Source organism: Paenibacillus sp. MMO-58, assembly GCF_037146255.1.
Lineage (GTDB): Bacteria > Bacillota > Bacilli > Paenibacillales > Paenibacillaceae > Pristimantibacillus.
The window spans coordinates 607,886-634,420 of the sequence record NZ_JBBCVY010000001.1; the positions used below are offsets into that span (position 1 = coordinate 607,886).

Consider the following 26,535-nt stretch of genomic DNA (forward strand, 5'->3'; position numbering starts at 1 on the left):
CAATGACCCTAACAATGCCTGCAAAGGTGGTGATGGGTTGATGCTGGAGAAGCAGCGCGCGATGGAAACGGAATCCCGCAGCGTGGAAGGAACAACGCGGGGCCGGATTTTGTTCTTGCTGAAGACAAACGGTCGATTAAGTGCAGGACAGTTATCCGCTGAGCTTGGAATAACCGAAATGGCAGTAAGGCGGCATATATACGCACTCGAGCGTGAAGGCAGCATCAGCATCGTCTCCGTTAAGCAGGGGATGGGGCGGCCGGTTCACGCTTATGAGCTGACGAGGCTTGCCGATGACCGCTTCCCGAAAAACTATAATCTTCTTGCGCTTGATCTGCTTGAGGAGCTGGCGGAAGACCCCGAGACAGCAGGGCTGATTACCCGCATGTTCGAGGGACGCCAGCAGAAGCTGCTGGACCGATACGAGCCAAGGATGACCGGCAAAAGCCTGGCGGAGAAAGTAACGGAGCTGGAAGCGATTCAGAATGCCGGCGGTTACATGGCTAAGGTAGAAGGTAAGGATAACGGTCAATACGTTCTCCATGAATATAATTGTCCGATTGCGCAGGTTGCGGGTAAATACGAGCAAGCTTGCAGCTGCGAGCTTTCCTTATTCGAGTCCTTGCTCCAGACGAAGGTGGAGCGGACGGAATGCCTTGCCAAAGGCGGGGGAAGATGCAGCTATACCATCGGAATTGAACATCAGGCTAACGGTTCTTAACGAACCGTTAGCTTTTTTTATTGGCTTCCTTTGTGTCAGGTCAAGCCCATGCTGCTTATAATGGCAATACGAAATGGGCATTCGCCCGCTCAAAGCAAAAGGAGGGAATGGTCATGACGGTTATGGAATGGAGTGCGCTGATTGCTGCCATCACGTTTGTAATTCTTGCTGCGGGCCTCTTGATCGGCGTCCGTACCGCGCTTAGCAGGCTGTCGCAGCTGCAGCTTCAGGCGGAGGCGATGCAGGCGGATATCCGGCAGACTTCAGGTAAAATGGGAGCCTTTGCCGATACGGCCCAGCAGACGGTCAACACGGCGCATCTTCAACTGCAGCAAGCGAACCGGCTGTTTGAAGCGGTCGGACAGATCGGGGATACGATTGGACATACGACAACGGCGATTCATCGCGTATCCAGCGTTATTTCGCAATCCGCGGTCAAACATGCGGAGAGTGCGGCGGCAGAGCGTCAGGCGAGTTCCATGCTTGAATGGATGGAGCTTGGTATGGCTTTCTGGCAGCAATGGCAGACTAACCGTAAACGTTATGAACCCTCCAACAACGGGCAGGGCGAATAGCTCTAATTTGAAGGGAGCGATTTTTCATGGCATCAAGTAAACAAACAAAAGGGTTTCTGTTTGGCGCAATCGCAGGAGGTATCATTGGTTCGGTGACGGCATTATTGTTCGCGCCTAAAGCGGGCAAGGAGCTGCGCCATGACATCTCGGAAGGCGCAAGAAGAGTTCAGGAGCATACCGTTAGAGCGGCAGGTCAAGTATCGGATACAACGGTTAGAATTGCGAAGCAAATCGGCAATCAGGCGACTGAGCTGGCGGATACGGCAAGAGCAGCAGCGGGAGCCGCTGTATCCAGCGTGAAACAACGCCGCGCTGAGCTGGCAGAATCGGTAGAGGAAGTTACCGATGAAGTGACGGATACTCTTGAAGATACCGCGGAAGAAATTTTCGAAGACGCGAAAGAGCTTCAAACCATCAATTAATTAAGTCCCCGGACGTATCGGAATCGGTTGCTGCAATCACCCGCGACATCACCTGTGATTTCCTTGAACCTGATATGGAATTGAGATAAGATGATGGAGGTACATTTTTGCACCTCGATTCATATAGTATTGAAGCTTCAAGGTCTCTTTTACATCAAAAGTTCAAGAAAGCGGTGTGTTTGTGCAGCAACCGATTGCGATACTAGACTCAGGCGTAGGCGGCCTTACCGTTGCCAGAGAGGTCATGCGCCAGCTGCCGCGTGAAAAAATCGTTTATTTTGGCGATACCGCCAGAGCTCCCTACGGTCCTCGAGACCCGAAGGTTGTGACTCGTTTTACGCGTGAAATCGTAGATTATTTAATTCAATTTCGTCCTAAAATGATTGTAATAGCTTGCAATACCGCAACCGCATTCGCATTGGAAGAAATACGCGCAATCGTGGATATCCCCGTAGTTGGCGTCATTAAGCCGGGAGCAAGGGCGGCGCTTGGCCGGACGATTACAGGCTGTATCGGTGTAATCGGTACGGAAGGTACGATAAAAAGCGGCGCTTACGAGCATGCGTTACTTGAAATTTCTCCTAATGTGCATGTGATTAGCGAAGCTTGCCCTCTTTTTGTTCCGCTTGTAGAGAAAGGGAATTTCCGTTCTTTGCAAACCTATGAAACCATCCGCAACTCGATAGGCCACCTTCGCAAATTCCCGATGGACAGCTTGATTCTGGGCTGTACCCACTATCCGTTTCTCGCCGATGTCATTCAGGAGGTTGTTGGTCCAGACATTAACCTGATTAGTTCGGCCGATGAGACTGCGCGAGAAGTAAGTAATATCCTGCAGGATCAGGGGATGCTGTCTCGGGGAGAAGTCGTGCCGGTCCACCAATTTTTCTGCAGCGGAGAACCTCAAATGTTCAAATCGATTGCCCAGCAGTGGCTTGGGGAGCAAATTGAGTTGACTCCTGTCGTATGGCAGGTGCCTCAGATCGGATAACAAATAACGGCTGTCCTGATTCGCGTTCCAAGGCGAAAGCGATAAGGGCAGCCTTTAACAATTTCATTTTTATACATAACGTAATTACTCTAGCAGGGATGGGGGACAAGCCATGAACAAGGAAGATCAGGTCATAATGGGTTTCAGGGATTTATATAACAAGCTGGTATGGCTTAATAAAACGAAGATGGAAGTCAGTCTTAAGGGTTATAAGTCTTCCGAAGTGCATTGCATCGAATATATTGGAAGAAATGCGGATTCCAATGTGACGAAACTTGCGGAATCCTTTTATATGACAAGCGGAGCGATCAGCAAAATGACAAAGAAGCTCATTCATAAGGGCCTTATCGAAAGCTACCAGAAGCCGGAAAACAAGAAAGAAATCTATTTCAGGCTTACGGAGCAAGGGAAAGCTATTGATAAGATCCATTATGATCTCCATAAAGAGTTTCAAGAGCGGGATAAAGAAGTATTCGAGCAGGTTACCGACGAACAATTCGAAGGAGTTCTTCGATTCGTGGAAAAGTATAGCCGGCATTTGGATGCGGAGATTAAGAAACAAGGCTTGGATATCAAGTCGGAAAATGAATAAGAGGAACGTGAACCAAATGCAGCCTGGCTCTATTGAGCAGAGGCTGTTTTTTTATTGCGGTTTTTGTTGACAAGGAAACAAAATCGCGTTACGATGTTTTTGCTTCCGAGGAAGGAATAATATCGTATCTAGGAGAGTTCAAGTGACCATACAGAAATCACGGCAACAATCACACTCAGAACCAACCGTAGACAAGCATGCCTTACTATTTGGTCTTATCTCCGTGTTTCTTTGCGGGTTAGGGTTTAGTATTATAACGCCGGTCGTCCCTTTCTTAGTCCAGCCTTATGCTGGCAATCCGGGCGAACAAGCGATCTTTGTTACGCTTCTAACTTCCGTTTATGCCGTCTGCGTGTTTTTTGCGGCCCCTGCGCTAGGCGCTTTGAGCGACAAATACGGACGCCGTCCGCTGCTCTTAATCTGTCTGCTCGGTTCCGCAATCGGTTATTTCGTATTTGGCTTGGGAGGAGCCCTGTGGATACTCTTTGCCGGACGCATCATAGAAGGAATAACGGGCGGGAGCATCGGCACGATCTTCGCCTATTTTGCAGACATCATCCCTCCGGAGCAGAGAACCAAATATTTCGGATGGGTGAGCGCGGTTGTTGGCGTCGGAACCGTTATTGGCCCCACTCTCGGCGGGTTGATTGCCAAGCTTGGTTATTCCGCCCCCCTGTATTTCGGAGCAGCAACTACGTTGTTGAACGTGGTGTACGGATACCTGTTCATGCCGGAGAGTCTCAACAAACATCATCGATTGAAGCAGATTACCTTCGTCAGGCTGAATCCATTCATACAGCTTGCAAGCCTGCTTTCTATGAAAACCTTAAAAAGGCTGCTTGTCTCCGCGTTCTTGCTCTGGATTCCGAGCGGATCTTTGCAAGCCGTCTTCTCGCAATTCACCATGGATGCTTTCAACTGGAGGCCTGCCGTAATCGGACTCATGTTTTCCATAATGGGGATCCAGGACAGCCTGTCGCAAGGCTTCATCATGCCCAGGCTTTTGAAAAGGCTCGATGATAAACAGATCGCCATTCTCGGAATGGTCTCGGAGATGATCGGCTACGGTTGTATTGCAGCATCGGCTTTGTTCTCTTTTTATCCTCTGCTTATCGCCGGCATGTTTGTATTCGGGTTTGGCGATTCGATCTTTGGCCCTTCCTTCAACGGAATGCTCTCCAAATCGGTCGATTCCAGCGAACAAGGAAGGATTCAAGGCGGCAGTCAATCTATTCAGGCTTTGGCAAGAATGATCGGTCCGATCGTTGGAGGCCAAATCTATGTGATGGTTGGCCACGCGGCGCCTGCTTTTATGGGGATGATTCTTATAGCCGCGGCAATACCGGTTCTATATAGGAGTAAGCAAGCGACCTGACGGTATTGATTTGCAAGGATTATAAGCCCCGGTGTTGGCATGCGCCGCAATCCGCATGAATAGCATGATAAAAGATTACAGCCAATGTTCGATAACAAGGGGGAGTAGCGGCATGGAAGAGCTCGTAAACGGGCAATACGGGTACCGTGACACGGTGGCGGATTGCGACAGACTGATGCGTACTTATCCTTTTGTCCGGGGATACGTCATAGGGCATAGCGTGCTGGGCAGACCCATCGTAGCGCTCAAATGCGGGGAAGGCACTCGGCGTATCCATATGAACGGTTCCTTCCATGCGAATGAATGGATTACCACTCCGCTGCTCATGCGGTTCGTTGAAGAATGGGCCGGGGCATGCGCGCAAAATGGTTCACTGTTCGGGGAACAGGCTTGTCAGCTGTACCGGGAGACGGAAGCGTGGTTCGTTCCGATGGTGAATCCCGACGGCGTTCAGCTTGCGCTCGAAGGCATTGATGCGGATAATCCGTTCCGGCAGCAGCTCCTGCAGTGGAATAAAGGCTCCGAGCAGTTCGATCAATGGAAAGCGAATATACGCGGAGTGGACCTGAATGATCAGTTTCCTGCCCACTGGGAAGAGGAGCGGCTTCGCAGAGGTATGGAGGGTCCGGGTCCACGGGATTTTCCGGGGCCGTTTCCGTTAAGCGAGCCGGAAGCCCAGGCACTTGCCCGTCTGACGCAGTCGCTGCAATTCGACTCCGTGCTTGCCTTACATACGCAGGGCGAGGAGATTTACTGGAATTACCGGGAATACGAGCCGGAGCATGCCGAAGGCCTTGCGGAACGACTGGGAGAGGCGAGCGGCTACAAGCCGGTGAAGCTTACAGGCAGCGATGCCGGTTATAAGGACTGGTTCATCCAACGTTTTCGCAGGCCGGGCTTTACGGTTGAAGCGGGTTACGGCGTAAATCCGCTGCCCCCAGAAGCGTTTAACGGCATTTACTCGAAGATCGGCCCTTTGCTGACGGAATTTCTGCGGCTTCACCGCTGACGGACATAAAGATGATTCCGGGGCACACCTGTGCTATAATGATCGGCAAAAGCTGATGAAGGTGGTGTGCCTCATGCGCAAATGGTTCTCGCTCCGGCATTGGAAGAGCACATTTGTCCGGATCTATAAGCTGATAGTCTCCAGAGAAGTGGCCATTACCGATAAATTATTATTTCTTGTGCCGGTTATTCTATATTGGGTGCTGCCGGACGCGCTTCCTTTCGTCCCCATTGACGATATTGCGGTGACGATGCTGCTCGCCGAATGGTTTGCCCGGAGAATGGAGAAGAAGTATAATAGGATCAGGTAATGTTAACCATTGGGTTGGTATATGCTTACGAATTCACAATTCTTTTTAGGAGTGGAATAGAATGAACGTCAAAATTACGCGCAACGCAGCGAAAGTACTGAAATTGGAATTGGACAAGCCCGAGAACGAAGGCAAGAAGCTTCGCGTATACGTGACGCATTCGCATGGCGACCACGCGCATTACGGCATGGCGATTGACGAGCCTAACGAGAAGGACGTTGTGGTATCGACGGATAAAGAGATCGACGTTATCCTCGAGAAGGACAACGAATTCCTCGACGGCGTGCGAATTGATTACTTCTACGTGCCGGAAGAAGGCTTTGCGGTAACGAACCCGTCCAAAGGCAACAGCGGCGACCACTAAGAGCAGGAATAGATACGATTGGATTGGAAAAGACTCAACATCAGATGTTGGGTCTTTTTATCAATGGAGGGGAAGGTACGTTCAGATGGTTCGTCATGCTCGATATTATTTAGCCGGAATCATTGTGGTCATGCTGTTCATCCTCGCCGCAGAGCTGATCTGGCTTCCCGCGCCGCTGCGGACGTCCTCCGGCATGCTCTGGATCGATATGATCGACGATCTGCTGTATGGCCTTGCCGTTATTCCATTGTTATGGGGCGCCGGAGCATTGATCGGGATCAGGCGGTTATGGAAGGAGCAGGGCCGATTGGGCGGTGGAAAAAGAAGATGGCTCCTGCTTACCGTCCGCACGCTGCTTCTTGCGGTAAGTGCGGTGGGAGTTGTATTCCTGCTCGTAAAACCGGAGGATCTCCTGATCGGCCTTGGCGTGCTCGCGATTGGCCTGATTCTGTTGTTTGTGGATCTAATCTGGAGTGATGTCGTATACCGCAGGCTTGCGGGTAGCGGTGAACGGCTAAGATGGCCTTGGCGGAGCCTGATGGGGCTGGTCCTGATGGCTGCGCTATTTGCCTGTCTGGCTTTTCCTACGTCTTACAATGTCACCTATCCGGGTTTAACGATGGGCATGAACCGGTACGCGCATGTAGACGGAGGCAAGCCGGTAGGCAGCATCAGCGGCGTGCTTGTCTTCGAACGGATTGCCGTGCCTGCGGATTGGGTGTATGCCAAGCTGCTGCCGATGTACAGCTTCGAGAAGAGGAGCAAGAATGAACCGCCGTTAACGGAGTCTTACACCGAAGTTGTGCAGATGAAGCAAGGTGCCGACGACGTGGCGGGAGCTATCGCAATGGGCAAGGCGGGGATAGGCAAGGGGATTGAGCTCACCGGCGCCCGGGTGCTTGCCGTTGCGGACAACGCACCGGCCAAGTCCTTGATTAAGGCTGGCGATGTCATTATCGCGTTAAACGGCAAATCTATCAGCAATATGACCGAGCTGACGGATTATATGGTAAACCAGGTAAAACCGGGTGATTCCGTTGAAGTAACGCTCCTGCGGGGAAAAGAGACGATTAAGGTACAAGTGCCGACGGGTGAAGCGGAGGCGTCCGGAGACCTGCCGAAGCGCGCTGTTTTTGGCATTGGAGCGGAAAATGACTGGCATGCGGATATTCCGCGCCGGATTGTGTACCATCATTACATTGCGCATATCGGCGGACCTTCGCATGGCGCCATGCTGACGCTTGCGCTGATCGATCAGCTGACGCCGAGCGGGGTAACGCATGGCGTACGGGTCGCCGGCACCGGCACGATCGAGCCGGATGGCTCGATTGGCCTTGTTGGCGGCATCCCCCAGAAGGCATACGCCGTTAGCCGCACCGATGCCGAAGTGTTCTTCGTGCCGGCCGCTTCGCTTGAAGAAGCGAAGGAGGCGGCGCCGGGGCTCAACATCGTGCCGGTGAAAACCATCGACGAGGTGCTGGATTGGCTGAAGGCGCACGCGAAGGAATAAGGTGTAAAAAAAGGCTGTCTCCTCATGGTCGATTGACCCGAGGGGACAGCCTTTTTGCTGTGCGCGGCGCTATCTGCCCGCGCCGCTTGTACTCACGGCGGTTGCCGTGCCGCCGCCCGCGCTTGCCTCTACGGCGGCTGCGCGGAAGGATGCGATCAAATCATGCTGTACGATTTGATCAGACATGGACAGCTCGGTGCGCGCGTCTTCCACCGCACCGAGGCATTTCTGCACATCGCCAAGCTTATTCGCTGCGATGTTCCAACACTTGCCATTCTCGGCGACGGCATCGCCGGAAGGCATGTAGTAGACGGTGCCGTCGGTGAAGGCACCGCTGCGTTGCACGACCAGCTTGCTTTGCGGCTGGCTCGTAAGAAGCGGCTGACCAAGCAGCGTCATGTCAGCCGTCGAGATGCCGAGCAAATGCAGGATCGTTGGCGTGACATCAAGCTGTCCGCCTACGTTCGTATGCGTGCCGGCGTATTTGCCGTCAGGCAGATGGACGATAAACGGCACCTGCTTCAGAATCATCTCCCGCTGCAGGTCGTTCAGCGGCTGTCCAAGGAAGGTCTCGAACAAGCTCCAATCCCGGATCGAGTTGTCATGGTCGCCATAGAAAGCAACGATGGTGTTATTCCACAGCCCTTCAGCCTTTAGCCGGTCGATGAAGGTACCTATGGATGCGTCGACGTAATGAACGGCTTGCAAATAGTCGCCCATTATCGTGCCGTCCAGCTCGCCGACATTCAGCTTCTGCTCCGATTCCGGCAGCGTAAACGGATAATGGCTGGATAACGTAATCAGGAACGAATAAAACGGCTGCTGCTCCTCCTTCGCCATCAGATCCACGGACTGCCGGAAGAACGAATTGTCGCCTAGCGACCAGCCTAGGGGCTCGTCCATATCGTAATTCTTTTTGCTGTAAAAAGTATCGTACCCCATATTGGCGTACATCGTATTCCGGTTCCAGAAGCCGCCCTCGTAAGCATGGAATGCGGCGGTCGCATAACCGTTGTCCTTAAGAGTACTTGTCATACAGTTGTACTGATGATTCGGATACTGGATAAAGACGGAGCCGCTCATCATCGGCTGCAGCGAGCAGTTGCTCAGGAAATCGGCGTCCGAAGTCCGGCCTTGGGCCGTCTGGTGGTAGAACTGGCTGAAATACGCGCTTTCCTTCACCAGCTTATTCAAATTTGGCGTGATTTCCTGGCCTCCGATCGATTTGCCGATCATAAAGTTCTGGAAGGCTTCCATCTGTACCACAATGACATTGCTGCCTTTGTATTCGCCAAACGTAGGGTCCGATTCAAGCGATTGACGCTTATCGCCGCGGGCTTCCGTCCATGCCATCGCCTCCGCTGTTTCTTCGGCGGAAGCCTGCTCGGAGTCGATCCAATGCAGCTTCGCGTAGCGGTAGACATCATAGCCGTGGAAACCAACGATGCCTGTAACATTATACAGCGAGACGTTCCACCAGTTGCCGTCGAACAGACCAAGCGCCCATGTTTTTTTCGCTTCGTTAACATTGCCGATTGACATCGACATCCCGATTGCGAAAATCGCGGCGCTAACGGCTATTCGAATGACGGCTTTACGCCAAAGCGGCGTTCTCCGCGGAGAAGAGTAGCCGTATCCATATCCATTGGAATCTTTGCGGAGATCCAAACGGCCTTTCCAGATTACATAGACGCCAAACGGAATGATCAGCAGCCAATCTACTCCAAGCAAAAAGTCTTTCGCATGCATTAACGTCCCGATACTCTCTCCAAGCGAATCTACTTGGTTCGCCTGAAGAAGCACGGGTACGGAGATAAAGTCCTGGAAGTAACGGTAGTAGATTAAGTCTGCGTACATAATGAACGATAACAGCAGATTCAGCGCAATCAGAGCAATAATCCGGCCGCGGGTCGGCAGCCAGAATGTCCAGAAGGTGACAAGCGCCAGCGTGCCGATCGCAACAACGGTATCATAGCCGTCCATATCCATATTCGGAACATGGATCAGCTTGTTGAACCATAACTGTTTTAACAACATGACGATAAAAAAGAAGATAACGTCGACGCCTTTGAGGCGGTTCAGCCATTCCAGCGTGAATCGCATCAAGCGGCGTACGGCGTTCGGTTGCTCGGTATAACTTAACATAAACGTAAAAATCCTTTCTCTTATTTCCGGGGAGGCAGCGGGCCGAAGAACTGAATATTATATCCGTATATTACAATAAGTTTTTAACAAAATCCATTAAACGGGCAGGATAGTTACATGAACCTCCCTATCATTAACCCATTTTTCTATAAATAGTTTCTAGTCTAGCCAATAGTTAGCTATTAGTCCATGCTGAAGAAAAACAACTCACGTACACTGTACAATCTTTATAGGAGGTGTCATGGTTGAGTTGTCCCGATACAAAAAAACGGTGCAAAAGGAAACCCATTATTGTATGCCATCCAAAAGGAAAGAAAAAGAAACGTCATCCGCATAAAAAGCATATTTGTATAAAGTGTCCTCCGCTTAACGGACAGCAATTATTAAGTGGACTTGCTGAAGCAATTGTAGAGGCTGGGCCTCAAGGACTTGCGGGAGCACTTGGACCCCAAGGATTAACAGGACTTGTGGGAGCAATAGGAGCACTTGGACCTGAAGGATTAGCAGGAGCACTTGGACCCCAAGGAGCAGCAGGCCTTGCAGGAGCGATTGGCTCACTTGGACCCCAAGGACTCGCAGGAGCACTTGGACCTCAAGGAGTAGCAGGCCTTGTAGGAGCGATCGGTTCACTAGGACCTGAAGGACTTGCAGGAGCACTTGGACCCCAAGGAGCAGCAGGCCTTGCAGGAGCGATTGGCGCGCTTGGACCCCAAGGATTGGCGGGGCTTGCAGGAGCAATTGGCGCAGCTGGAGTGACGGGTCTAACAGGAGCAACGGGACCAGCTGGTCCAGCGGGACCTGTAGGGCCGACAGGCGGAGTATTAGGCTTTGCGGACTTCTTTGCCTTGATGCCTCCTGATAATGCAGCAACTGTGGCTCCTAATACGGACGTTAGTTTTCCGCAAGATGGTCCAATTAGCGGGACAGCAATTACACGTTTAAATGCGAGCTCATTTAACTTGGCGGCAATTGGCACATATCAGGTTTTGTTTCAGGTAAACGTAAACGAGGCGGGTCAATTGCTTTTAACGTTAAATGGCGCTGACCTAGCTTATACGGTGGTTGGGCGTGCAACTGGAACTTCTCAAATCGTAGGAATGGCGCTTGTGCAAACAACGGTCATTAATTCAGTGATCACAGTTCGGAATCCCGCAGGTAATGCCGCGGCACTCACAATTACCCCATTAGCTGGAGGGACCAGGTCGGATTCTGCACATCTTGTTATTATGCAGATTGCATAGAGGGTAAAAATCTATACGGGATGCTAAAACAGGGATATTTTCTATCTGACATAGAGAACATCCCTGTTAGATATTTAGTAGAAAAGGTACATAAATTAGATATTATCCAACATTTTTTTGTATAGTTGTTCAAGCTAACGGGAGATTAAGCTAAACGGAGAACGTTAGCTTAATACAAAAGGAGCCTACAAGGCTCCTTTTTATTAATTATTCTTTTTACGATTCGGAAAAGCACCGCCTGGGCCGAAGAACTGGTAGTAGTTACATTGGATGCGGCCGTTAAAGAGCTTGCGCTTCTTATCCGCTGGCTTCCCGAAATAATGCTCGACGCTTGCGGACGGGCTGATGGCAAAGAAGGACCAGGTCGGCAAATAAAGCGCGGAGCGTCCGAATTGCATCAAAGCCATTTCCGCATCCTTGTCATCGCCTAACCGCTCGCCGTAAGGCGGGTTCGTAATAATGACGCCATAATCGCCTTCAGGCTTGATTTTTGCCACCGGCATAACCTTTAACTTAATTTCTTTGCCAAAACCTGCCTTTTTAACCGCGGCTTCCGCAATTTCTATCGCATAAGGATCAATGTCGGAGCCAGCGATTTGCAGAGGGATATCATCCTTCACGGCGTCAAAAGCTTCTTCCCGCGCTTCATCCCACAGCTCGTGGGGAACAAGCGGCCAGCCTTCCGCGTTAAACGAGCGGCGAAGGCCGGGAGCGATATTCCAGGCGATCATGGCAGCCTCCACGAGAATCGTGCCGGAGCCGCAGAACGGATCATACAGCGGACGCTCCGGATTCCAGCGGCTGAGGTCAACAAGGGCTGCGGCCATTGTCTCTCGGATTGGCGCTTCGGTCGATACTTTGCGGTACCCGCGCTGGTGCAGGCCTGCTCCCGTTGTATCCAGCGTCAGCATCGCCATATCGTTCATGAGCGTCACTTCAATGACATAACGGCCGCCGTCCTCGTGGAACCATTCGGTGCCGTAGCGGTCCTTCATTTTCTCGACTACGGCCTTCTTGACGATACTTTGGCAGGCGGGAACGCTGGTTAGCTGAGACTTCTGCGAACGTCCGTTAACGGGGAACTCCCCGTCCTCCGGGATCCATTCCGGCCAATCCAGCGCTTTTGTTCCTTCGAAAAGCTCTTCAAAGGTTGTGGCCTTGAACTCTCCCATATTGACGAGAATGCGTCCCGCGGTGCGAAGCCACAGATTCGTGCGGCAAATATCGATCGGCTGCCCGGTGAAACGAACGCGGCCGTTCTCCACCTGAAGGTCTGTGTAGCCGAGAGTTTTCAGCTCGCGCGCAACGACCGCTTCCAGTCCCATCGGTGCGGTAGCGATCAGATTAATCGTTGTCATGATTACAATTCTCCCCTTACCTGTGAAAACATAAGTTGTATCCACACGGTCAAAATCATACAATCAAGTATAGGACAAAGAGGGTAGCTTTTACAAATTGTAAAAATAGAGAGGTTGAGAGTAAATTGACAGACGAACAATATGTTGACGGGTTATATGGCGAAGATCTGGACCTTGTCCGTACAAAAAAAGGGATTGCCGACCGTGGCATGCCCGATATATCGATAGCTGATGGATACGGCAGGCTTCTGACGATGCTTGCCAAGATGAATGGGGCGAAGACGGCGCTTGAGATCGGTGCGCTTGGCGGCTACAGCGGGATCTGCATTGCCCGGGGGCTCGCCGAGGGAGGAGTGCTTACTTCATTAGAGCTGAAGGCGGAATACGCGGAAGTGGCTAAGGTGCATATGACGGAAGCGGGTCTTGGCGACGTCGTTGAATATATAATCGGGGATGCCCGAGAGAGTCTTGTGAAGCTGAAGGAAGAAGGAAGAACTTTCGATTTCTTCTTTATTGATGCGGACAAAGAAGGTTACCCGGTTTATCTGGAGCATGCGATTGCGCTCTCCAATCCGGGTGCGGTCATTATCGGAGACAACATCCTGCTGCGGGGCCGCACGACGGATCCGGCCAAAGAAGGTCCGTCCGTCAAAGCCGTCCGTAACTTCAATCAGCGGATTGCAAGCGACGAACGCCTAATGAGCACCGTTCTTCCGGGATATGACGGTCTTGCGATTGCGATCGTAAAATAAAACAAGCGATAGAGAAGGGCAATGATGCTTTCCGGCATCGTTGCTCTTTTTTTGTTCGGTTCTTAAATAGGTCTTTAGACTCGGATGTTTACGGTAAATCTATGAAAATAGAATCACTCTTCATGGTAAAAAAAGCTAGTTTATAGTAAAATGGAATTAGTTTTTTTCTCGGAAAAATGAAGGCGGATCGTAGGTGCTATTGATATGAAATGGGTTCGGCATGGCAATAAGGAATCCGGATTAACCTTGGTGGAAGTGCTGGCTGCTCTAGTTATATTATCCGTTGTAAGCCTGGTGCTGACCTCCTTCTTCACGAATGCACTTGCTTACGCGAAAGGCAATCAGAGCAAAACGGTTATGGTCAATCTGGCCCGCAACGCGTTGTTTTATATGGAGAAGCAGCGCTTTGAGCCGATCCAGACCTACTTCTCGAATACCTCAAATACGGCTATTAACTGTCCTCTAACCGGATGTAATACCGCTGTGAGCCAGCTGGCCGAAGATTCGGCTGTCTTGCAGCAGATTCTAAATCCCAATATTAATGGCGTGCAGTATACCATTTCCGTAATCTACCAGAGAGATATGCATAACGGGATGCTCCACGATGCGGACAAGAAAAACATGGCAGAAGAGCTGCTGCCCGTTCTGGTGCGGGTAGAGAAAGCCAACGGATCAGCCAGCGCTCGTAATGCGGCGGAAGTGGAGGGATATATCGCCAGTGAGAGAGTTCGTTAAGAAGTGGCGGAACGAGGAAAACGGTCTGACGCTTGTGGAGCTGATAGCGGCTATGACGTTGTTGTCGATCGCTGCGGGCATTATTTTTTCCGTCGTTACCTTTGGCATGAATACGTATAACCGGATCGAAACGGAAAATGCTCTGCGGGATGATGCGGATCTGCTGATGTCGTCCATTATCACGGAGCTGTATGCTTACGGTCCGGATCTGATTTCAACGAATGAGAGCGGCATTACGCTGGTACGCGATGCAGGAACCAGGGAAGAACAGCAGATTTTTATCCAGAATAAACAGCTTCATATCGGCGGCAGAACGGTGGATACCCGCTCGGATGTGGATATGCCGAGTCAAACGGATCCATCCTCTGAAGCTTCATCCATTGAGCTCAAATGCAAGACGAATGTAACGGAATGCAGCAGCGGTCTCATTGAGATCCGGCTGGTGCTTGAGCAGAATCATAACGGGCGTAATCAGCAGCTGACTCTGGAAAGTAAATTCGGGTTTTAGGGGGAAGGGTGCATGGAGAGCGGGAAAGAGCGCGGGTACGCTCTGGTCTTGGTTCTGTTTATGATTCTGCTGCTGACCATACTGGGTACGGCGGTTGTCAGTTCGACATTAGGCGGGGCAACACGGGCAGAGACGCGTGAAAATGATGTGCAAAGCCTTCATCTGGCGGAGAAGATGCTAAATGAAGCAGCCTCTTATCTTGTCACGAAGTATAACGGCAGAGAAGATATTGCGCCGGAAGAGCTCTCGCAATTGATGCAAGCCGGCATTGATGAGCTGCAACGGCTCACGACCAGCACCGACCTGCCGGGAGCCAGCGGAAAAATTACGGCTGTAACAACGGAGCAGGTAAGCGTCGGCGATCAGACCAGCTATAAGCTCAACCTGACGGCGGAAGCAGTGGTTCACGGCGTAACTAGACGGCTTACCCAGCAGATTACGATAGGCGCTTATCCCGATTTTCTGAATTACGCCTTTGGTTCGGAGAACGATGTCATTATTAACGGTGCTGCCTATGGGATGGGCAATATTTATGCCGGTCATGATTTTCTTATCGATAACACCGCGAAATACATTTATAACAATGATCCTGATAAAACAAAGGATACGAAATATCCGTTTTTTGACGGCAATATCTATATTCAGAATATGGACTCCATCAAAGTGCGGGACAAAATCACGGGCAACTACCAGCCGTATTCGCGAACGGATCTGACGCTGCAGCAGATTCTTGGGGTGGACAACAGCAAAATTCAGCTCCGGGATCAAAAGAAGTTTATTTCGATTAACGTAACGGAATCCTTTATCGATAAAGCGCAGGAAGCAACAAATATCACTGACCGCAATAGTATTAAAGCGGCTGTCGATTATGCATTGGCGCATAGCGGAGAAACGGGCAGGTTCAATAATCTGGCGGCTGTTTTGAAGAATGGCAGCGGCGTAACGTTGACCTCCGGTCCTCCCGAGAAGCCAACTTTGCCTACGGACCTGGACGATACGGCAGCAATGGATGCTTATAATGAAGCTTTGAAGGAATACGATGCTTATTTTATGCAATTTAACTCCTTATCGAGCACCGTTCTGTTTAATGGAAACTTGAAGCTGGACGGCTTGGATTATAGGAGCTTGATCTTCACGGATTCGGCCAAGCAGGACAACCATAAATGGCTGATCGTAAACGGGGATTTGACGATATCGAACTATTCCAGTGATCCGCTGGTGGTCAAAGCCAATATTTTGGTTACGGGCAATGTATTTATAAGCGACAGCGTTCAAGTGGATTCCACGGTATTTGCGCTGGGGAGCACCACTATAGAAGACGCGCAAATCAAAGGAATTAAAACCGACAAAGGGGAACGCAAGCAGCTGATCATGATCTCGAAAGGGCCGGTTTTGGTCAACAAGGTTGACTCCTTCCAGGATTATGGCATATATAACCCCAAAGACGACGATAAAAGTCCCAAGATTCTCGATGCTTTCTTTTATACGGATGAAGATGCCGAGCTGTATGGCGTTGGTTCAATCTTCTGGCTGCGGGGAGGCTTCTTCTCGAAGGGCGATTTGACGATTAATGCCGTGCTTGGCAAAGCCTCCGAAGGAGCTTCGGATATTATGTTCGATGCAAGGCTGCAAAGCACCATTCCAATTAATGAATCGCGGTTTATCATCAACTACGATTATGATTTCTTCGAGAACCAATACGAAGGTTTGCCCCGCGTCAAGAAACTAAGCGTTATCGTGGGGAAAAAGCAGCTGGTATCCTCTACTGAGTCTTGAAAAAACGAAGTAAACCTTGATACGGCAGCCGGAGCGGCTGTCGTCTTTTTTTTGCTGCTATGAAGAGCATCTCTTACACCAAAGTAACTAGATGAACTTTTTTTCAGTACTACTAGCGAAAAGATAGAACTGATATACTTGAAAATGGAAATTTCTTCACTGCTCTCGCAAAATTCATAACTATCTCTAAGGAGGTTGTAAAATGACAATACCGCAACGCAAGCTTGGCTCGACAGGGATAACCGTGGGGGAAATCGGGATGGGCGGAATGCCGCTCTCCGTTAACGGACGCCCTTCAGAGGAAGAAGGCATTAGAGCGGTGCATGCCGCATTGGAGCAGGGTATTACCCTGTTCGATACAGCGGATTCGTACTGCTTGGATTCGACCGAAAAAGGCCATAACGAACGCCTGCTCGCCAAAGCTTTACATAACCGTCCCGAAGTGCTCATAGCAACAAAGGGCGGGCACATTCGCCCGGATGGCCGCTGGGAAACGGATGGCCGTCCCGAGCATTTGCGTCAAGCGTGCGAGGACAGTTTGCGTGCTCTCGGCGTGGAAGCCATCACGCTTTATCAATTCCACCGTCCGGATCCTAAGGTTCCGTTTGCGGAATCCGTGGGAGCAGTCTCTGAATTGCAGAGGGAAGGGAAGATCGTTCACGTGGGACTGTCGAACGTTTCCGTTGCACAGCTGGAAGAGGCTCGTCAAATGGTAACGGTCGCGTCAGTTCAAAACCGTATGAACTTGTTTGACCATTCTTCGATGGAAGTGCTGAAGCGCTGCGAAGAGTACGGAATTGCTTTCCTGCCGTACAGTCCGCTAAACGGCATCGGCAATGCGCAAGGCATAGGCAGCAACGAGACGCTTTCGCGGATCGCCGGAAACCATGATGCGTCTCCGCAGCAGGTCGCGATTGCATGGCTGCTCCGATTGTCGCCAATCATTCTGCCGATTCCCGGCGCCAGCAAAGCGGTGAACATCGTTAACTGCGCCGGAGCAGCCAACTTGGAGCTTTCTGACAAAGACCTGGCGGATTTGAACGGCATCGCTGCTCAAATCACCGCCTAATGCTATTCAATCCAACAGCCCCGATCCTGTACAGGATCGGGGCTGTTTTTTGGATGCTGAATTAATATTTCTCGCCGCTAGTCGTGCTTCGCTCCACGATGATCGTTGTTTTTGCGGTTATGGACGGATCATTTCTGTAAGTGACCGTGATGGTGACTGTGCCCGTTTTTATGCCGTTTACGCGGCCGCTGCTGTCTACCGCAGCAATGGATGGATTGCTCGAAGACCACTGCAGATCGCCTTTAATGTTGGTTTTGCCAGCGGCGGGACTGGAAGCCAGAGCAGCGAACAAATCCTTGGATTTGCTAACCTGGATCCGGTAGGAGCTTTCCAGCCTTAGAGTAACCGATTTGACGGCAACCTCTTGTTCCGCAATGTAGACCTTTCCGTTTTTCGTATGAACGGTAACCTTGATTTTCACTTTACCTGGTTGTTTGCCGGTAAAGGTCAGCGATTTGCTTGTAGTGGAACCCTTTACATCTAGCGGGCCTCCTCCGGTACCATTTGGGACTGTCCATTCATAAGAAGTGATGACATCACCCGTTGCCGTTGTCAGGTCAACAGACAGGGTACCGTCTGTTCCAAGCTCGATTGCGCTTGGCCCCGAAATAACAGGGACCGGATCAATAACCTTAATGAGCGCGCTGCCCGTTACTCCGCTGCCGTCCTGCGCCTGGACGGTAATAGTAGCTTCTCCAACGCCAACAGCGGTGACAAGTCCTGAACTGTTCACGGTTGCTGCGCTTGAATTGCTGCTCGGCAGCCAAGCGATGGATTTATCCGTTGCATCTGTTGGACTTATGACAGGATTGAGCTGATAAGTGGAGCCTACGATCATGGTTGTGCCTGTCAGAGTGATCGAAGTTACTTTTTTATATACGGATAAGTCTTTATCTAATGTGTAAGTATTGTTCTGATTTGTAACAACCGAGAGGCGAACCTTGGCTTTTCCTACGCTCTTGCCTGAGACGGAAACGGTTTTGTTTGTTGTTCCATTTAAGCTGACGTAGCTTGAACCTTCCTTAATGCTCCACTGATAACTTGTAATTTGTTCGTAATCTGCTGTATGCAAGTCAGCGGTTAGGTTAATCGTATCTCCTGATGCCACTTGTTCCTGACCAATAATGTTTAATCCCGGGACAATGGCAGTAACTGCTGCTTTTGCGGTTAATCCGCTGCCATCCGTTGCTCTTGCGGTGATCTGGGCTGTTCCGGCTGCAATACCTTTAATAATACCGGAACTGTCGACGGTAACGAGGTCCGGGCGATCCGATTCCCAGATGTACGTTGAAGCATAGGTAGCGTTAAGCGGCGCATAGGTTGGAATCATTTTCCGGCTGTCGCCAACAAGTACCTTTGTATCGGTCAAGCTAAGCGAGGTCAGTCTAGTTACAGCCTCCAGAACATAACCAGGGAATGTCAGGGTTCTTGCGGATTGCTGGCCAATATCGTTAAACGTGAGTACCGCGTTTTGAAGCGGGTATAAGCCATCGACGGTAGGTTTCACTGCAATCTGGAAGGACACCGGCGAAGCGATATAACTATTGCCGCTTAAGGTATAAGTAATGGTAGGGAGAGTACCCAAAACGGTATATCCGTTTGCTGCCGTACCGGTTTTCGTCCAGCCTGACGGAAGACTGGTTACTTCCAGCTTCGCAGGCAAGGATTCGCTGAATGTTATGTTCGTAATCTTCATCTTGTCTGCGGATAAGGCGTCGCTTGACGGAATCGTTTTTGGCGTAACGGTATAAGTGAAAGTAGCGGTTGTATTCGTCTGTACCCGGTTATCCGTTACATTATTGGATGCTGTACGACTTAAATCGATATTGGATTCTACTTTAACGATTTTTACATTAATCGTCCGGCTGACCTCCGCACCGCTCTTATCAGTTGCAATAATCTGGATTTGCATGTCTCCTCCATTAGGAAACGGGTTAGCTACTTGTTCGTTAATCGTACCACCGGAAAGTATGGTTTTGTTCTTGAATACAGGATGAGTGTCTCCTCCGTAAATAAAGTTTACGGTTGTTTTCAGCTCACGGTCCGCAAGGTCAAAGTCATCGACCTGATAGTTCAGCAAAATATTTTGATAGGACGGGATAAAATTATTGCTTGCCGAATTGTACTCTACCGGCGAGTTAACCGTCAGCTGAGGAGCATGGTTAGAGCCAATATAGGCCCGGTACATTGTATTGACAAACAATTGCTGCTCCCAGTCCGGGAATTTGGAGTTCGTATGCCCGGAACCGGAGTATGTTACATTCCCTTTGGAATAAGTGTAATAGGAGTTCCAGCTGTCGCCGGATGTTCGTTTGCCGCCGCTCATGTTATACCAAGGGATAACGGTCGGATCTTCCAAATCAAGCGTGTAGTACTGGTTGTGGGTAGTCGCTACATTGGTCGTACTGCTTAATAGAAAAGGGAACTGCGTTAACAAGCCGTCATTCACTTTTTCCGTTGTTGTTGAAGATTCGGGAGCCCCGAGACCCAGGTCTGTTCTTGGTGCAATCTGACCGGTAATAGCCTGGAATTTGTTCAGCCAGTTGCTGCTGTTCGAGTTGCTGCTGTTATAGATCGTATCATGGGTGAACATGACGCTTTGCCCGGTGTTTTTAAAGGCGATTACGGCCGCCGCCGCATCATCGTTAATTGGAGCGTTGTTGTTGTAGATATCGCCAAAGCCAAAGATCAGCATATCGTATTTGCCGTTTAAGGTTTTATAGCCCGTGCTGTTGAACGTATTCATATTCATGACATCGATGCTTATGCTATAAGCGTCTTTGTTATTGCCCGATGTTGGAACGAGATAGGATGAACTCATGTTGTTAGTATTGTTCAAAGTACTGGCGCTGCTGTCGTTAGGCATAACCTGAAGAACCTTAATATTAATCTTCTGATCCTGGAACCGGTAAACCCCCGAACTATAATCCTTCAGCTTGGTGTTGAAATCGACCGCTTCAAGCCGCCAATATTGAATGCCTGAATAACCCTTAGGCAGTGTGTAAGAGATCGTTCCCGTTGCACTATCCGCCTGCTTGGCAGCTACCACTTGCTCAGCGCCAAAAGGTAGGGAGCTATCCGTACTGATGTACAAATTCAGCTCAATGTTTTTCTGACTGATATCTCCTACGTTGCCAATCTTGTAATTGAAGGTGATTGTGTTTCCTGCGTTGTATTTGTTGGACTGATTAGCCGTATATTCGATTGGTTTGCTTGTTACCGTCAATTGCGGGCGAACATTGGCTTTCTCGAGCAGATTTGTCTTGCTGATGAAGTTCGCTGCGGAAGAGATATGGGATGAACTCACGAAAATAGCGTTTGTCGTGCTTCCGTCTTTATATGAAAGGAAGTTCTTCTTCAGCAAGGCTTTGGAGCTTGAGCTTAAATCCGCTTGATACTCGATGCCATTCTTAGTTGAAGAATCGTTGTAAAAGACAACCGGGAGACCTTTCTTAATGAAATCGTTAGTAATCTCATCCGCCTTCAGCTGCGTGATATCGTTCTGAATACTGCTTGTGTTATGGTTGTTGCTTTGCGTTGAACTGCCTTTGGTTTGCGCGCTAAGCAGGGACATGCTGTACGGCGTCTTTTTCTTATTGTCTTTATCGACCAACGTGCCTTTCCCTATGTATACCGCATCGTATTTACCGTCCAAATCATCGCGGGATGCAACAAATTCCTTCATGCTGTATGTATCGATGGTGAAGGGGATGGGGGAGCTGCTGCCAAGTATGGAGGACAGATCCGATGTTCCGGATTCGGTTACTTCGAGAATTCGAATGGAATCGCGGAAGGAGGTGAGCTTGAATTTCTGGGAGCTTTGAATCGTAGTGCCGCTAAGGAGTAGATTGCTGCCGGTTGAAGCGGTACTCATATAATTGCTCTTGCCTACCGAGTAGAAAGAAACGGTTCCGTCGGAGTTAGATGTAATCGAAAACTTCTGATTATCGTTCGTAATGGTATCGCTGATAGCGGTCAGCGAGCTGTTATTGCTGTCTGCCGATAGATATTTTCCCGTATTATTCGATTTCAATGTGTAATAGCTGCCTGACTTAGCCAATACGAAAAGCTCTTCCGTCCACACCTTGTCCGAGTCGGCAACAGGAGTTGAGTTGTTTGATGCTACCCTCGCGTATTTGCCTTTCTCGACCGATTTCAGCGCAACCATTCCCAGGTCGAAGGTATCCGCAGCATCGGCTTGTTTTGCGGGAAAGCCTACGAATGCGAATAGAGACCCAAGGAGAGTGACAACTAAGGCGATGGAAATTTTTTTCTGAAAATCAACCAGTTTCATAGTCCTATCCTCCTATTTTTACATTCTCTTTACTTAGTTCCATTTACCTAAAAAACTTATTGAAATCTAGTAATAATGCGCTATAATCAGTTTAAGTCAGTGGGTCGGTAGATGCAACAATTAATACAATAAATATTGCCAAAATTGGTTCCGTGGTCTAGAATTCTGGGTATAAAGGACCCAGCAGGATATAAGAGAATGGGGCTGTTAAGAGATGGTGGCTATTAAGAAGAGACTAGGAGATTTATTGGTCGAGAGCGCCATAATATCCGAGGAACAGCTGCAGAAGGCGCTGCTAGAGCAGGGCAAATCAAAGCAGAAGCTAGGCGACTTGCTCATTGCGCAAGGGTACATAACGGAGCAGCAGCTCATTGAAGTGCTGGAATTCCAGCTAGGAATTCCGCATGTTAGCTTGTATAAATACCAGATTGATCCGGAAATCACCCAGATCATCCCCGAAAGCATGGCCAAGCGCTACCAGGCGATCCCGCTCCAGAAAGACGGCGGCAAGCTCATGGTGGCAATGGCGGATCCTCTCGACTACTTCGCGATTGAAGAACTGCGCATGAGCACAGGCTTCCGAATCGAGCCGGCTATTTCCAGCAAGGACGAATTGCAGCGGGCTATCGCAAGACATTACGGCCTGCAGGACTCCATGAGTCAAATGATGATTGATCTTCCGACACAGGAAGAGATCCGCGAGACTGAAATTACCGATGAAGATTCTCCCGTCGTACGGCTCGTGAACCAGATGATCCAACAGGCGGTACAGCTTAGAGCCTCTGACATTCACGTTGACCCGGGTGAGACCAGCGTAACGATCCGTTACCGGATCGATGGGGTGCTTCGCACGGAACGGGCTTTGCCTAAGCAGATGCAGGGCTTTATTACGGCAAGACTCAAAATCATGTCCAAATTAAATATCGCCGAGCGGAGGCTTCCGCAGGACGGCCGGATGAAGATGCAGTTCGAGTTCAAGACGGTAGATATCCGCGTAGCTTCCTTGCCTACCATTCACGGCGAGAAGATTGTTCTGCGTCTGCTAGACCTAAGCACGGGCGTCAAAGCGGTTGACCAGCTTGGCTTCAATAACCACAACGTCCAAGTGTTTAAGGAAATGATTGAGCGGCCATACGGCATTCTGCTCATTACAGGTCCAACGGGCAGCGGGAAAACAACCACCCTGTATTCCGCGCTCAGCCACTTAAATGAAGAGGATACCAATATCATTACCGTTGAAGATCCGGTAGAGTACCAGCTGGATGGCATCAACCAGGTTCAGGTTAACCCGACAATCGGATTAACCTTTGCAACCGGCCTGCGCTCGATCCTTCGTCAGGATCCCAATGTCGTTATGGTCGGCGAGATCCGGGATACGGAGACCGCGGAGATTGCCATCCGAGCCTCCCTGACCGGCCACTTGGTATTGTCCACCTTGCATACGAATGATTCCGTCAGCTCCATTACGCGTTTCCGGGATATGGGGGTTGAGCCTTACCTCATCGCATCTTCGCTTATCGGAGTTGTTGCGCAGCGTCTTGTCCGCCGGATATGCAATGACTGCAGGGAAGCGCAAGAGCCTACCGATCAGGAAAGATTATTCCTAAGAAGCCGGGGGATTCAGGCGCAGACCGTTTACCGGGGCAGAGGCTGCGGGAACTGCGGCAGCACGGGTTATCGCGGCAGGGTCGCTATTCACGAGGTTTTGCATATCAATAACGAAATTCGAGAGCTTATTACTTTAAACGGTTCGTTAAGCGAGCTTCGCGAGGCAGCTAACAAGCAAGGGATGATCCAGCTGATGGACGACGGATTAGAAAAAGTAACCCGCGGCATTACGACACTGCAGGAAGTTCTCCGCGAAACCGTGGCCAATTAATTCACGCTAACGAAGTAAGAATCGCCACGAGCAGCTTTCTAGCCGTTTTTTATATATGGTCATTCTTTTTAGGGGGACAGCCGTGTTTAACGAACTTATTCTGAATTGGCTTAAGCAGGCCTATGAGCTCCGGGCGTCGGACTTGCATTTGTCGGTTGGCAATGTTCCCGTATTCCGGATTAACGGAGAACTCCATAAGAATGGCGATTCCGTCATCACTGCGCAAGCTGCAGAGGCAATGGCATTAAGTCTAATGTTAAGCGGGCAGGCGGATACGCTCCGCATCAAGGGAGAGGTAGACTTTTCCCTCGCATTGCCGGGGTACTGCCGATTCCGGATTAATGTATATAAGCAAAGAGGATATATTAGCCTTGCCGCCAGAACAATTCCGACTCAAATTCCTACCTTGGAGCAGCTTCAGCTGCCGCCGTCTCTGGCCTCACTGGCTGAGAAGCATCAAGGGCTTGTCCTGGTGACGGGACCAACGGGAAGCGGAAAATCCTCGACGCTTGCCGCTTTAATCGATCATATTAACCGGACACAAGCGAGACATATCGTAACTCTTGAGGATCCTATTGAATTCATACATACAAGTCAGTCTTCGATTATTGACCAAAGAGAAGTTGGCCAAGATACAAGCAGCTTTACAAGCGGTCTTCGCGCCGCGCTGCGGCAAGATCCCGATGTCATTCTCGTTGGCGAGATGCGCGATCTCGAGACGATTTCGGCAGCTATTACGGCAGCGGAGACGGGGCATCTAGTGCTGGCAACCTTGCATACGTCCGATGCTCCGCAGACGATTGACCGGATCATTGATGCGTTTCCCGCACACCAGCAAGGACAGATTCGTACACAGCTAGCATCCGTGCTTGTTACCGTCGTGTCTCAGAGGCTGCTTCCGAAGCGGGGAGGAGCAGGCAGAGCATGTACAACGGAGATTCTGGTTAATACGCCTGCCGTCTCCAACCTGATCCGGACGGATAAGGTGCATCAGATAAAAAGCATTATGCAGACAAGCCGTGCCCAAGGCATGCACACGCTGGAAATGTCCGTGAAGGAGCTGCTTCACTCCGGCATCATTCATCCATCCGCGGCTAAGCCGTATATGGCGGAAGGAGGTCTCTAATGCCGCAATTTGCTTATCATGTGAAGACAACCGGGGGCAAGCAGCTGCAAGGCAAGCTGAACTCTATGGACAAGTCGTCGGCGGTTGAAGAGCTGCGCAAGCGCGGGTTGACGGTTTTGTCCGTCGAAGAGATCCGCAAGAGTGTACTATCAACCGAGATTTACATTGGCAATCCGGTAAAAAGCATTCATTTTATTATTTTCTGCCGTCAATTCTCAACGTTAATCCGAGCAGGGGTAACGATTGTAGAAGCAACGAATATCCTTGCCGCGCAGACGGAAAGCAAACCGCTTAAGAAAGCTTTGGTCGATGTAAGCTCGGCCCTTCTAAGAGGTATTCCGTTCTCGCAGGCGGTTCAGGAGCATAAGCGGATTTTTCCGCCGTTATTTGTCAGCATGATCCGTGCCGGTGAAGAAACGGGGGATTTGGAAGGTACGCTTGACCGGTTAGCTTTATTTTTCGAGAAAGCTCATACGACCAAAGAGAAAATAAAATCGGCGATGACCTATCCGGCGGTTGTTGGTCTGATGTCCATCGCTTCCGTAATTTATTTGCTTCAAGGCGTTGTACCGCAGTTCGTCACGATGTTTGAATCGTTTGATACCGAGCTGCCGGCCATAACGAAGATTGTATTGGCTTTGAGTAAAAGCATGTCCCATCAATGGTATTACTGGATTATATCGTTTGTTGTCCTTATTGTGGCCTATCAGATATACAAACGCACGGAGCGGGGCCGGTATGTACTGGATTACGCCAAGCTGAAGGTGCCGATCTTCGGAAAGCTGGCTCAAAAAGGCGCAATCGCTCAAATGTCGAGGACGCTCTCCTCGTTATATGCAAGCTCCGTGCCGGTGCTTCAATCTCTGACCATTGTGGAGGAGGTGGTAGGCAATAAAGTGATCGGCGGATACATAAGGAAATCGGGGGAGTCGCTGCGGCAAGGTAATTCCTTGTCCGAGCCTTTTAAGAAAGCATGGGTATTTCCTCCGCTGGTCACTCAGATGATTGCGGTAGGGGAAGAGACCGGCTCGCTTGACCAGATGCTGGCCAAGATCGCGGACTTTTACGAGATGGATGTCGACAACACGGTCGATCGTCTGAAGTCTCTGATCGAACCGCTGCTTATCGTTTTCCTTGCGGGCGTAGTCGGGCTGATCGTCATGGCGATCATTTTACCGATGTTCACCTTGTATTCCAGTGTTCATTAATAACTTGGGGTTTTACAAGCAAGACAACATAGAAGAGACAAAAAAACAAATATTTTAGGAGGAAACCAACATGTTGAAAAAAATGATGAAACGTCTGAAAAAAGAAGAAAAAGGCTTTACTCTGATCGAGCTTCTGGCGGTTATCGTTATTCTTGCTGTGATCGCGGTAATTGCGGTTCCTTTGATTGGTAAGATTATTGATAATACTAAGAAGGATGCGGATGTTGCAACTGCTCAACAGATTTATGATGCAGCTAAATTATACGTAACAGGTGAGCTTGCTGGAGATTTTAACGGTAGTGCTAATACAGGTCTAACTGTTTATCTATCTGATTTGATTAGTAAAAAATATTTAGCTAACAATACTGCATTACCAAGCTCAAAAAATAATCTCGTTTCAGGTTCCTCCACAGCTTCTGCAACTGAAGTAGTATTTGATACAAACGGTGATTTAACCTCAGTTAAATTAAGCGATGGTACCACAACTAAAACCATAGACGCCAATGAGCTTAAATTAGGTAAAGGAGAATAACTAGTAAATCCGGAATTGGAGAGATTCTGATTCCGGATTTACT

Annotated in this window: 23 protein-coding genes; 20 read left to right on the forward strand and 3 right to left on the reverse strand. The window is 49.8% G+C overall.

The features are described from left to right. Positions 1-40: 40 nt before the first annotated feature. The 10 genes from WFJ73_RS02655 to WFJ73_RS02700 all read left to right on the forward strand — a co-directional run bounded on the left by WFJ73_RS02655 (position 41) and on the right by WFJ73_RS02700 (position 7,869). A complete protein-coding gene (locus WFJ73_RS02655; RefSeq protein WP_336771582.1) occupies positions 41-721 on the forward strand; it encodes a helix-turn-helix transcriptional regulator in 681 nt (226 codons plus the stop codon). A 113-nt stretch (positions 722-834) separates the two neighbouring features. Beyond that, positions 835-1,296: a DUF948 domain-containing protein gene (locus WFJ73_RS02660; protein ID WP_336771583.1), complete on the forward strand. Its 462-nt coding sequence runs from the start codon at positions 835-837 to the stop codon at positions 1,294-1,296. 26 nt (positions 1,297-1,322) lie between these two features. Further along, complete coding sequence (locus tag WFJ73_RS02665) at positions 1,323-1,718, forward strand: YtxH domain-containing protein (protein ID WP_336771584.1); 396 nt, start codon at positions 1,323-1,325, stop codon at positions 1,716-1,718. Between the two features lie 181 nt (positions 1,719-1,899). Continuing rightward, on the forward strand, positions 1,900-2,709 hold the full coding sequence (gene racE, locus WFJ73_RS02670; protein ID WP_336771585.1) for a glutamate racemase: 810 nt from the start codon (positions 1,900-1,902) through the stop codon (positions 2,707-2,709). Between the two features lie 112 nt (positions 2,710-2,821). Next, complete coding sequence (locus WFJ73_RS02675) at positions 2,822-3,301, forward strand: MarR family transcriptional regulator (RefSeq protein ID WP_336771586.1); 480 nt, start codon at positions 2,822-2,824, stop codon at positions 3,299-3,301. Positions 3,302-3,443: 142 nt separating this feature from the next. Next, positions 3,444-4,676: an MFS transporter gene (locus WFJ73_RS02680; protein ID WP_336771587.1), complete on the forward strand. Its 1,233-nt coding sequence runs from the start codon at positions 3,444-3,446 to the stop codon at positions 4,674-4,676. 112 nt (positions 4,677-4,788) lie between these two features. Beyond that, positions 4,789-5,685: a M14 family metallopeptidase gene (locus WFJ73_RS02685; protein ID WP_336771588.1), complete on the forward strand. Its 897-nt coding sequence runs from the start codon at positions 4,789-4,791 to the stop codon at positions 5,683-5,685. 73 nt (positions 5,686-5,758) lie between these two features. Continuing rightward, positions 5,759-5,995: a hypothetical protein gene (locus WFJ73_RS02690; RefSeq protein ID WP_336771589.1), complete on the forward strand. Its 237-nt coding sequence runs from the start codon at positions 5,759-5,761 to the stop codon at positions 5,993-5,995. A gap of 61 nt (positions 5,996-6,056) precedes the next feature. Then, a complete protein-coding gene (locus WFJ73_RS02695; RefSeq protein ID WP_127496923.1) occupies positions 6,057-6,359 on the forward strand; it encodes an iron-sulfur cluster assembly accessory protein in 303 nt (100 codons plus the stop codon). An 85-nt stretch (positions 6,360-6,444) separates the two neighbouring features. Beyond that, the gene (locus WFJ73_RS02700; protein WP_336771590.1) at positions 6,445-7,869 is read left to right on the forward strand and encodes a PDZ domain-containing protein; all 1,425 of its coding nucleotides are present in this window, start codon (positions 6,445-6,447) and stop codon (positions 7,867-7,869) included. A gap of 69 nt (positions 7,870-7,938) precedes the next feature. On the opposite strand, the gene WFJ73_RS02705 is transcribed toward WFJ73_RS02700, so the two are convergent. Further along, positions 7,939-10,014 carry an LTA synthase family protein gene (locus WFJ73_RS02705; RefSeq protein ID WP_336771591.1) on the reverse strand — a complete coding sequence of 692 codons (2,076 nt, stop codon included), beginning with the start codon at positions 10,012-10,014 and terminating at the stop codon, positions 7,939-7,941. 467 nt (positions 10,015-10,481) lie between these two features. Between WFJ73_RS02705 and WFJ73_RS02710 the strand changes: the two genes are divergently transcribed. Further along, on the forward strand, positions 10,482-11,255 hold the full coding sequence (locus WFJ73_RS02710) for a collagen-like protein (protein ID WP_336771592.1): 774 nt from the start codon (positions 10,482-10,484) through the stop codon (positions 11,253-11,255). Between the two features lie 203 nt (positions 11,256-11,458). Here WFJ73_RS02710 and WFJ73_RS02715 read toward each other — a convergent pair whose 3' ends face one another. Next, positions 11,459-12,613: a THUMP domain-containing class I SAM-dependent RNA methyltransferase gene (locus tag WFJ73_RS02715; RefSeq protein WP_336771593.1), complete on the reverse strand. Its 1,155-nt coding sequence runs from the start codon at positions 12,611-12,613 to the stop codon at positions 11,459-11,461. A gap of 125 nt (positions 12,614-12,738) precedes the next feature. Here WFJ73_RS02715 and WFJ73_RS02720 point away from each other — a divergent pair, with 125 nt between their 5' ends. The 5 genes from WFJ73_RS02720 (at position 12,739) to WFJ73_RS02740 (ending at position 17,453) form a co-directional block, all read left to right on the forward strand. Further along, positions 12,739-13,365, forward strand: coding sequence for an O-methyltransferase (locus WFJ73_RS02720; RefSeq protein ID WP_336771594.1), 627 nt, complete (start codon positions 12,739-12,741; stop codon positions 13,363-13,365). Between the two features lie 204 nt (positions 13,366-13,569). Beyond that, the gene (locus tag WFJ73_RS02725; RefSeq protein ID WP_336771595.1) at positions 13,570-14,100 is read left to right on the forward strand and encodes a type IV pilus modification PilV family protein; all 531 of its coding nucleotides are present in this window, start codon (positions 13,570-13,572) and stop codon (positions 14,098-14,100) included. Then, positions 14,084-14,608 carry a PulJ/GspJ family protein gene (locus WFJ73_RS02730; RefSeq protein ID WP_336771596.1) on the forward strand — a complete coding sequence of 175 codons (525 nt, stop codon included), beginning with the start codon at positions 14,084-14,086 and terminating at the stop codon, positions 14,606-14,608. Before WFJ73_RS02725 ends, WFJ73_RS02730 begins: the two co-directional genes overlap by 17 nt. Before the next feature lie 12 nt (positions 14,609-14,620). Beyond that, entirely contained in the window at positions 14,621-16,384 is a 1,764-nt protein-coding gene (locus WFJ73_RS02735) for a hypothetical protein (RefSeq protein WP_336771597.1), read from the forward strand. A 202-nt stretch (positions 16,385-16,586) separates the two neighbouring features. Then, the gene (locus tag WFJ73_RS02740) at positions 16,587-17,453 is read left to right on the forward strand and encodes an aldo/keto reductase (RefSeq protein WP_336771598.1); all 867 of its coding nucleotides are present in this window, start codon (positions 16,587-16,589) and stop codon (positions 17,451-17,453) included. 61 nt (positions 17,454-17,514) lie between these two features. On the opposite strand, the gene WFJ73_RS02745 is transcribed toward WFJ73_RS02740, so the two are convergent. Then, positions 17,515-21,747 (reverse strand): DUF5057 domain-containing protein, encoded by a 4,233-nt coding sequence (locus WFJ73_RS02745; protein ID WP_336771599.1) that lies wholly within the window; start codon positions 21,745-21,747, stop codon positions 17,515-17,517. Positions 21,748-21,961: 214 nt separating this feature from the next. Between WFJ73_RS02745 and WFJ73_RS02750 the strand changes: the two genes are divergently transcribed. The 4 genes from WFJ73_RS02750 (at position 21,962) to WFJ73_RS02765 (ending at position 26,492) form a co-directional block, all read left to right on the forward strand. Continuing rightward, a complete protein-coding gene (locus WFJ73_RS02750) occupies positions 21,962-23,626 on the forward strand; it encodes a GspE/PulE family protein (RefSeq protein WP_336771600.1) in 1,665 nt (554 codons plus the stop codon). Positions 23,627-23,681: 55 nt separating this feature from the next. Further along, positions 23,682-24,752, forward strand: a complete 1,071-nt coding sequence (locus WFJ73_RS02755; RefSeq protein WP_336771601.1) for a type IV pilus twitching motility protein PilT — start codon at positions 23,682-23,684, stop codon at positions 24,750-24,752. Then, positions 24,752-25,960, forward strand: coding sequence for a type II secretion system F family protein (locus WFJ73_RS02760; protein ID WP_336771602.1), 1,209 nt, complete (start codon positions 24,752-24,754; stop codon positions 25,958-25,960). Before WFJ73_RS02755 ends, WFJ73_RS02760 begins: the two co-directional genes overlap by 1 nt. Positions 25,961-26,030: 70 nt before the next feature. Further along, positions 26,031-26,492 carry a type II secretion system protein gene (locus tag WFJ73_RS02765; protein WP_336771603.1) on the forward strand — a complete coding sequence of 154 codons (462 nt, stop codon included), beginning with the start codon at positions 26,031-26,033 and terminating at the stop codon, positions 26,490-26,492. The last annotated feature ends 43 nt before the right edge of the window (positions 26,493-26,535 follow it).

Bases quoted from the DNA above. Each gene is read 5' to 3' on its own strand.
- WFJ73_RS02705 (WP_336771591.1), bottom strand. From the start codon at position 10,014: ATGTTAAGTTATACCGAGCAACCGAACGCCGTACGCCGCTTGATGCGA.
- WFJ73_RS02660 (WP_336771583.1), top strand. From the start codon at position 835: ATGACGGTTATGGAATGGAGTGCGCTGATTGCTGCCATCACGTTTGTA.
- WFJ73_RS02695 (WP_127496923.1), top strand. From the start codon at position 6,057: ATGAACGTCAAAATTACGCGCAACGCAGCGAAAGTACTGAAATTGGAA.
- WFJ73_RS02740 (WP_336771598.1), top strand. From the start codon at position 16,587: ATGACAATACCGCAACGCAAGCTTGGCTCGACAGGGATAACCGTGGGG.
- WFJ73_RS02685 (WP_336771588.1), top strand. From the start codon at position 4,789: ATGGAAGAGCTCGTAAACGGGCAATACGGGTACCGTGACACGGTGGCG.
- WFJ73_RS02725 (WP_336771595.1), top strand. From the start codon at position 13,570: ATGAAATGGGTTCGGCATGGCAATAAGGAATCCGGATTAACCTTGGTG.
- WFJ73_RS02655 (WP_336771582.1), top strand. From the start codon at position 41: ATGCTGGAGAAGCAGCGCGCGATGGAAACGGAATCCCGCAGCGTGGAA.
- WFJ73_RS02760 (WP_336771602.1), top strand. From the start codon at position 24,752: ATGCCGCAATTTGCTTATCATGTGAAGACAACCGGGGGCAAGCAGCTG.
- WFJ73_RS02745 (WP_336771599.1), bottom strand. From the start codon at position 21,747: ATGAAACTGGTTGATTTTCAGAAAAAAATTTCCATCGCCTTAGTTGTC.
- WFJ73_RS02755 (WP_336771601.1), top strand. From the start codon at position 23,682: ATGGTCATTCTTTTTAGGGGGACAGCCGTGTTTAACGAACTTATTCTG.
- WFJ73_RS02735 (WP_336771597.1), top strand. From the start codon at position 14,621: ATGGAGAGCGGGAAAGAGCGCGGGTACGCTCTGGTCTTGGTTCTGTTT.
- WFJ73_RS02715 (WP_336771593.1), bottom strand. From the start codon at position 12,613: ATGACAACGATTAATCTGATCGCTACCGCACCGATGGGACTGGAAGCG.
- WFJ73_RS02690 (WP_336771589.1), top strand. From the start codon at position 5,759: ATGCGCAAATGGTTCTCGCTCCGGCATTGGAAGAGCACATTTGTCCGG.
- WFJ73_RS02665 (WP_336771584.1), top strand. From the start codon at position 1,323: ATGGCATCAAGTAAACAAACAAAAGGGTTTCTGTTTGGCGCAATCGCA.
- WFJ73_RS02765 (WP_336771603.1), top strand. From the start codon at position 26,031: ATGTTGAAAAAAATGATGAAACGTCTGAAAAAAGAAGAAAAAGGCTTT.
- WFJ73_RS02700 (WP_336771590.1), top strand. From the start codon at position 6,445: ATGGTTCGTCATGCTCGATATTATTTAGCCGGAATCATTGTGGTCATG.
- WFJ73_RS02750 (WP_336771600.1), top strand. From the start codon at position 21,962: ATGGTGGCTATTAAGAAGAGACTAGGAGATTTATTGGTCGAGAGCGCC.
- WFJ73_RS02675 (WP_336771586.1), top strand. From the start codon at position 2,822: ATGAACAAGGAAGATCAGGTCATAATGGGTTTCAGGGATTTATATAAC.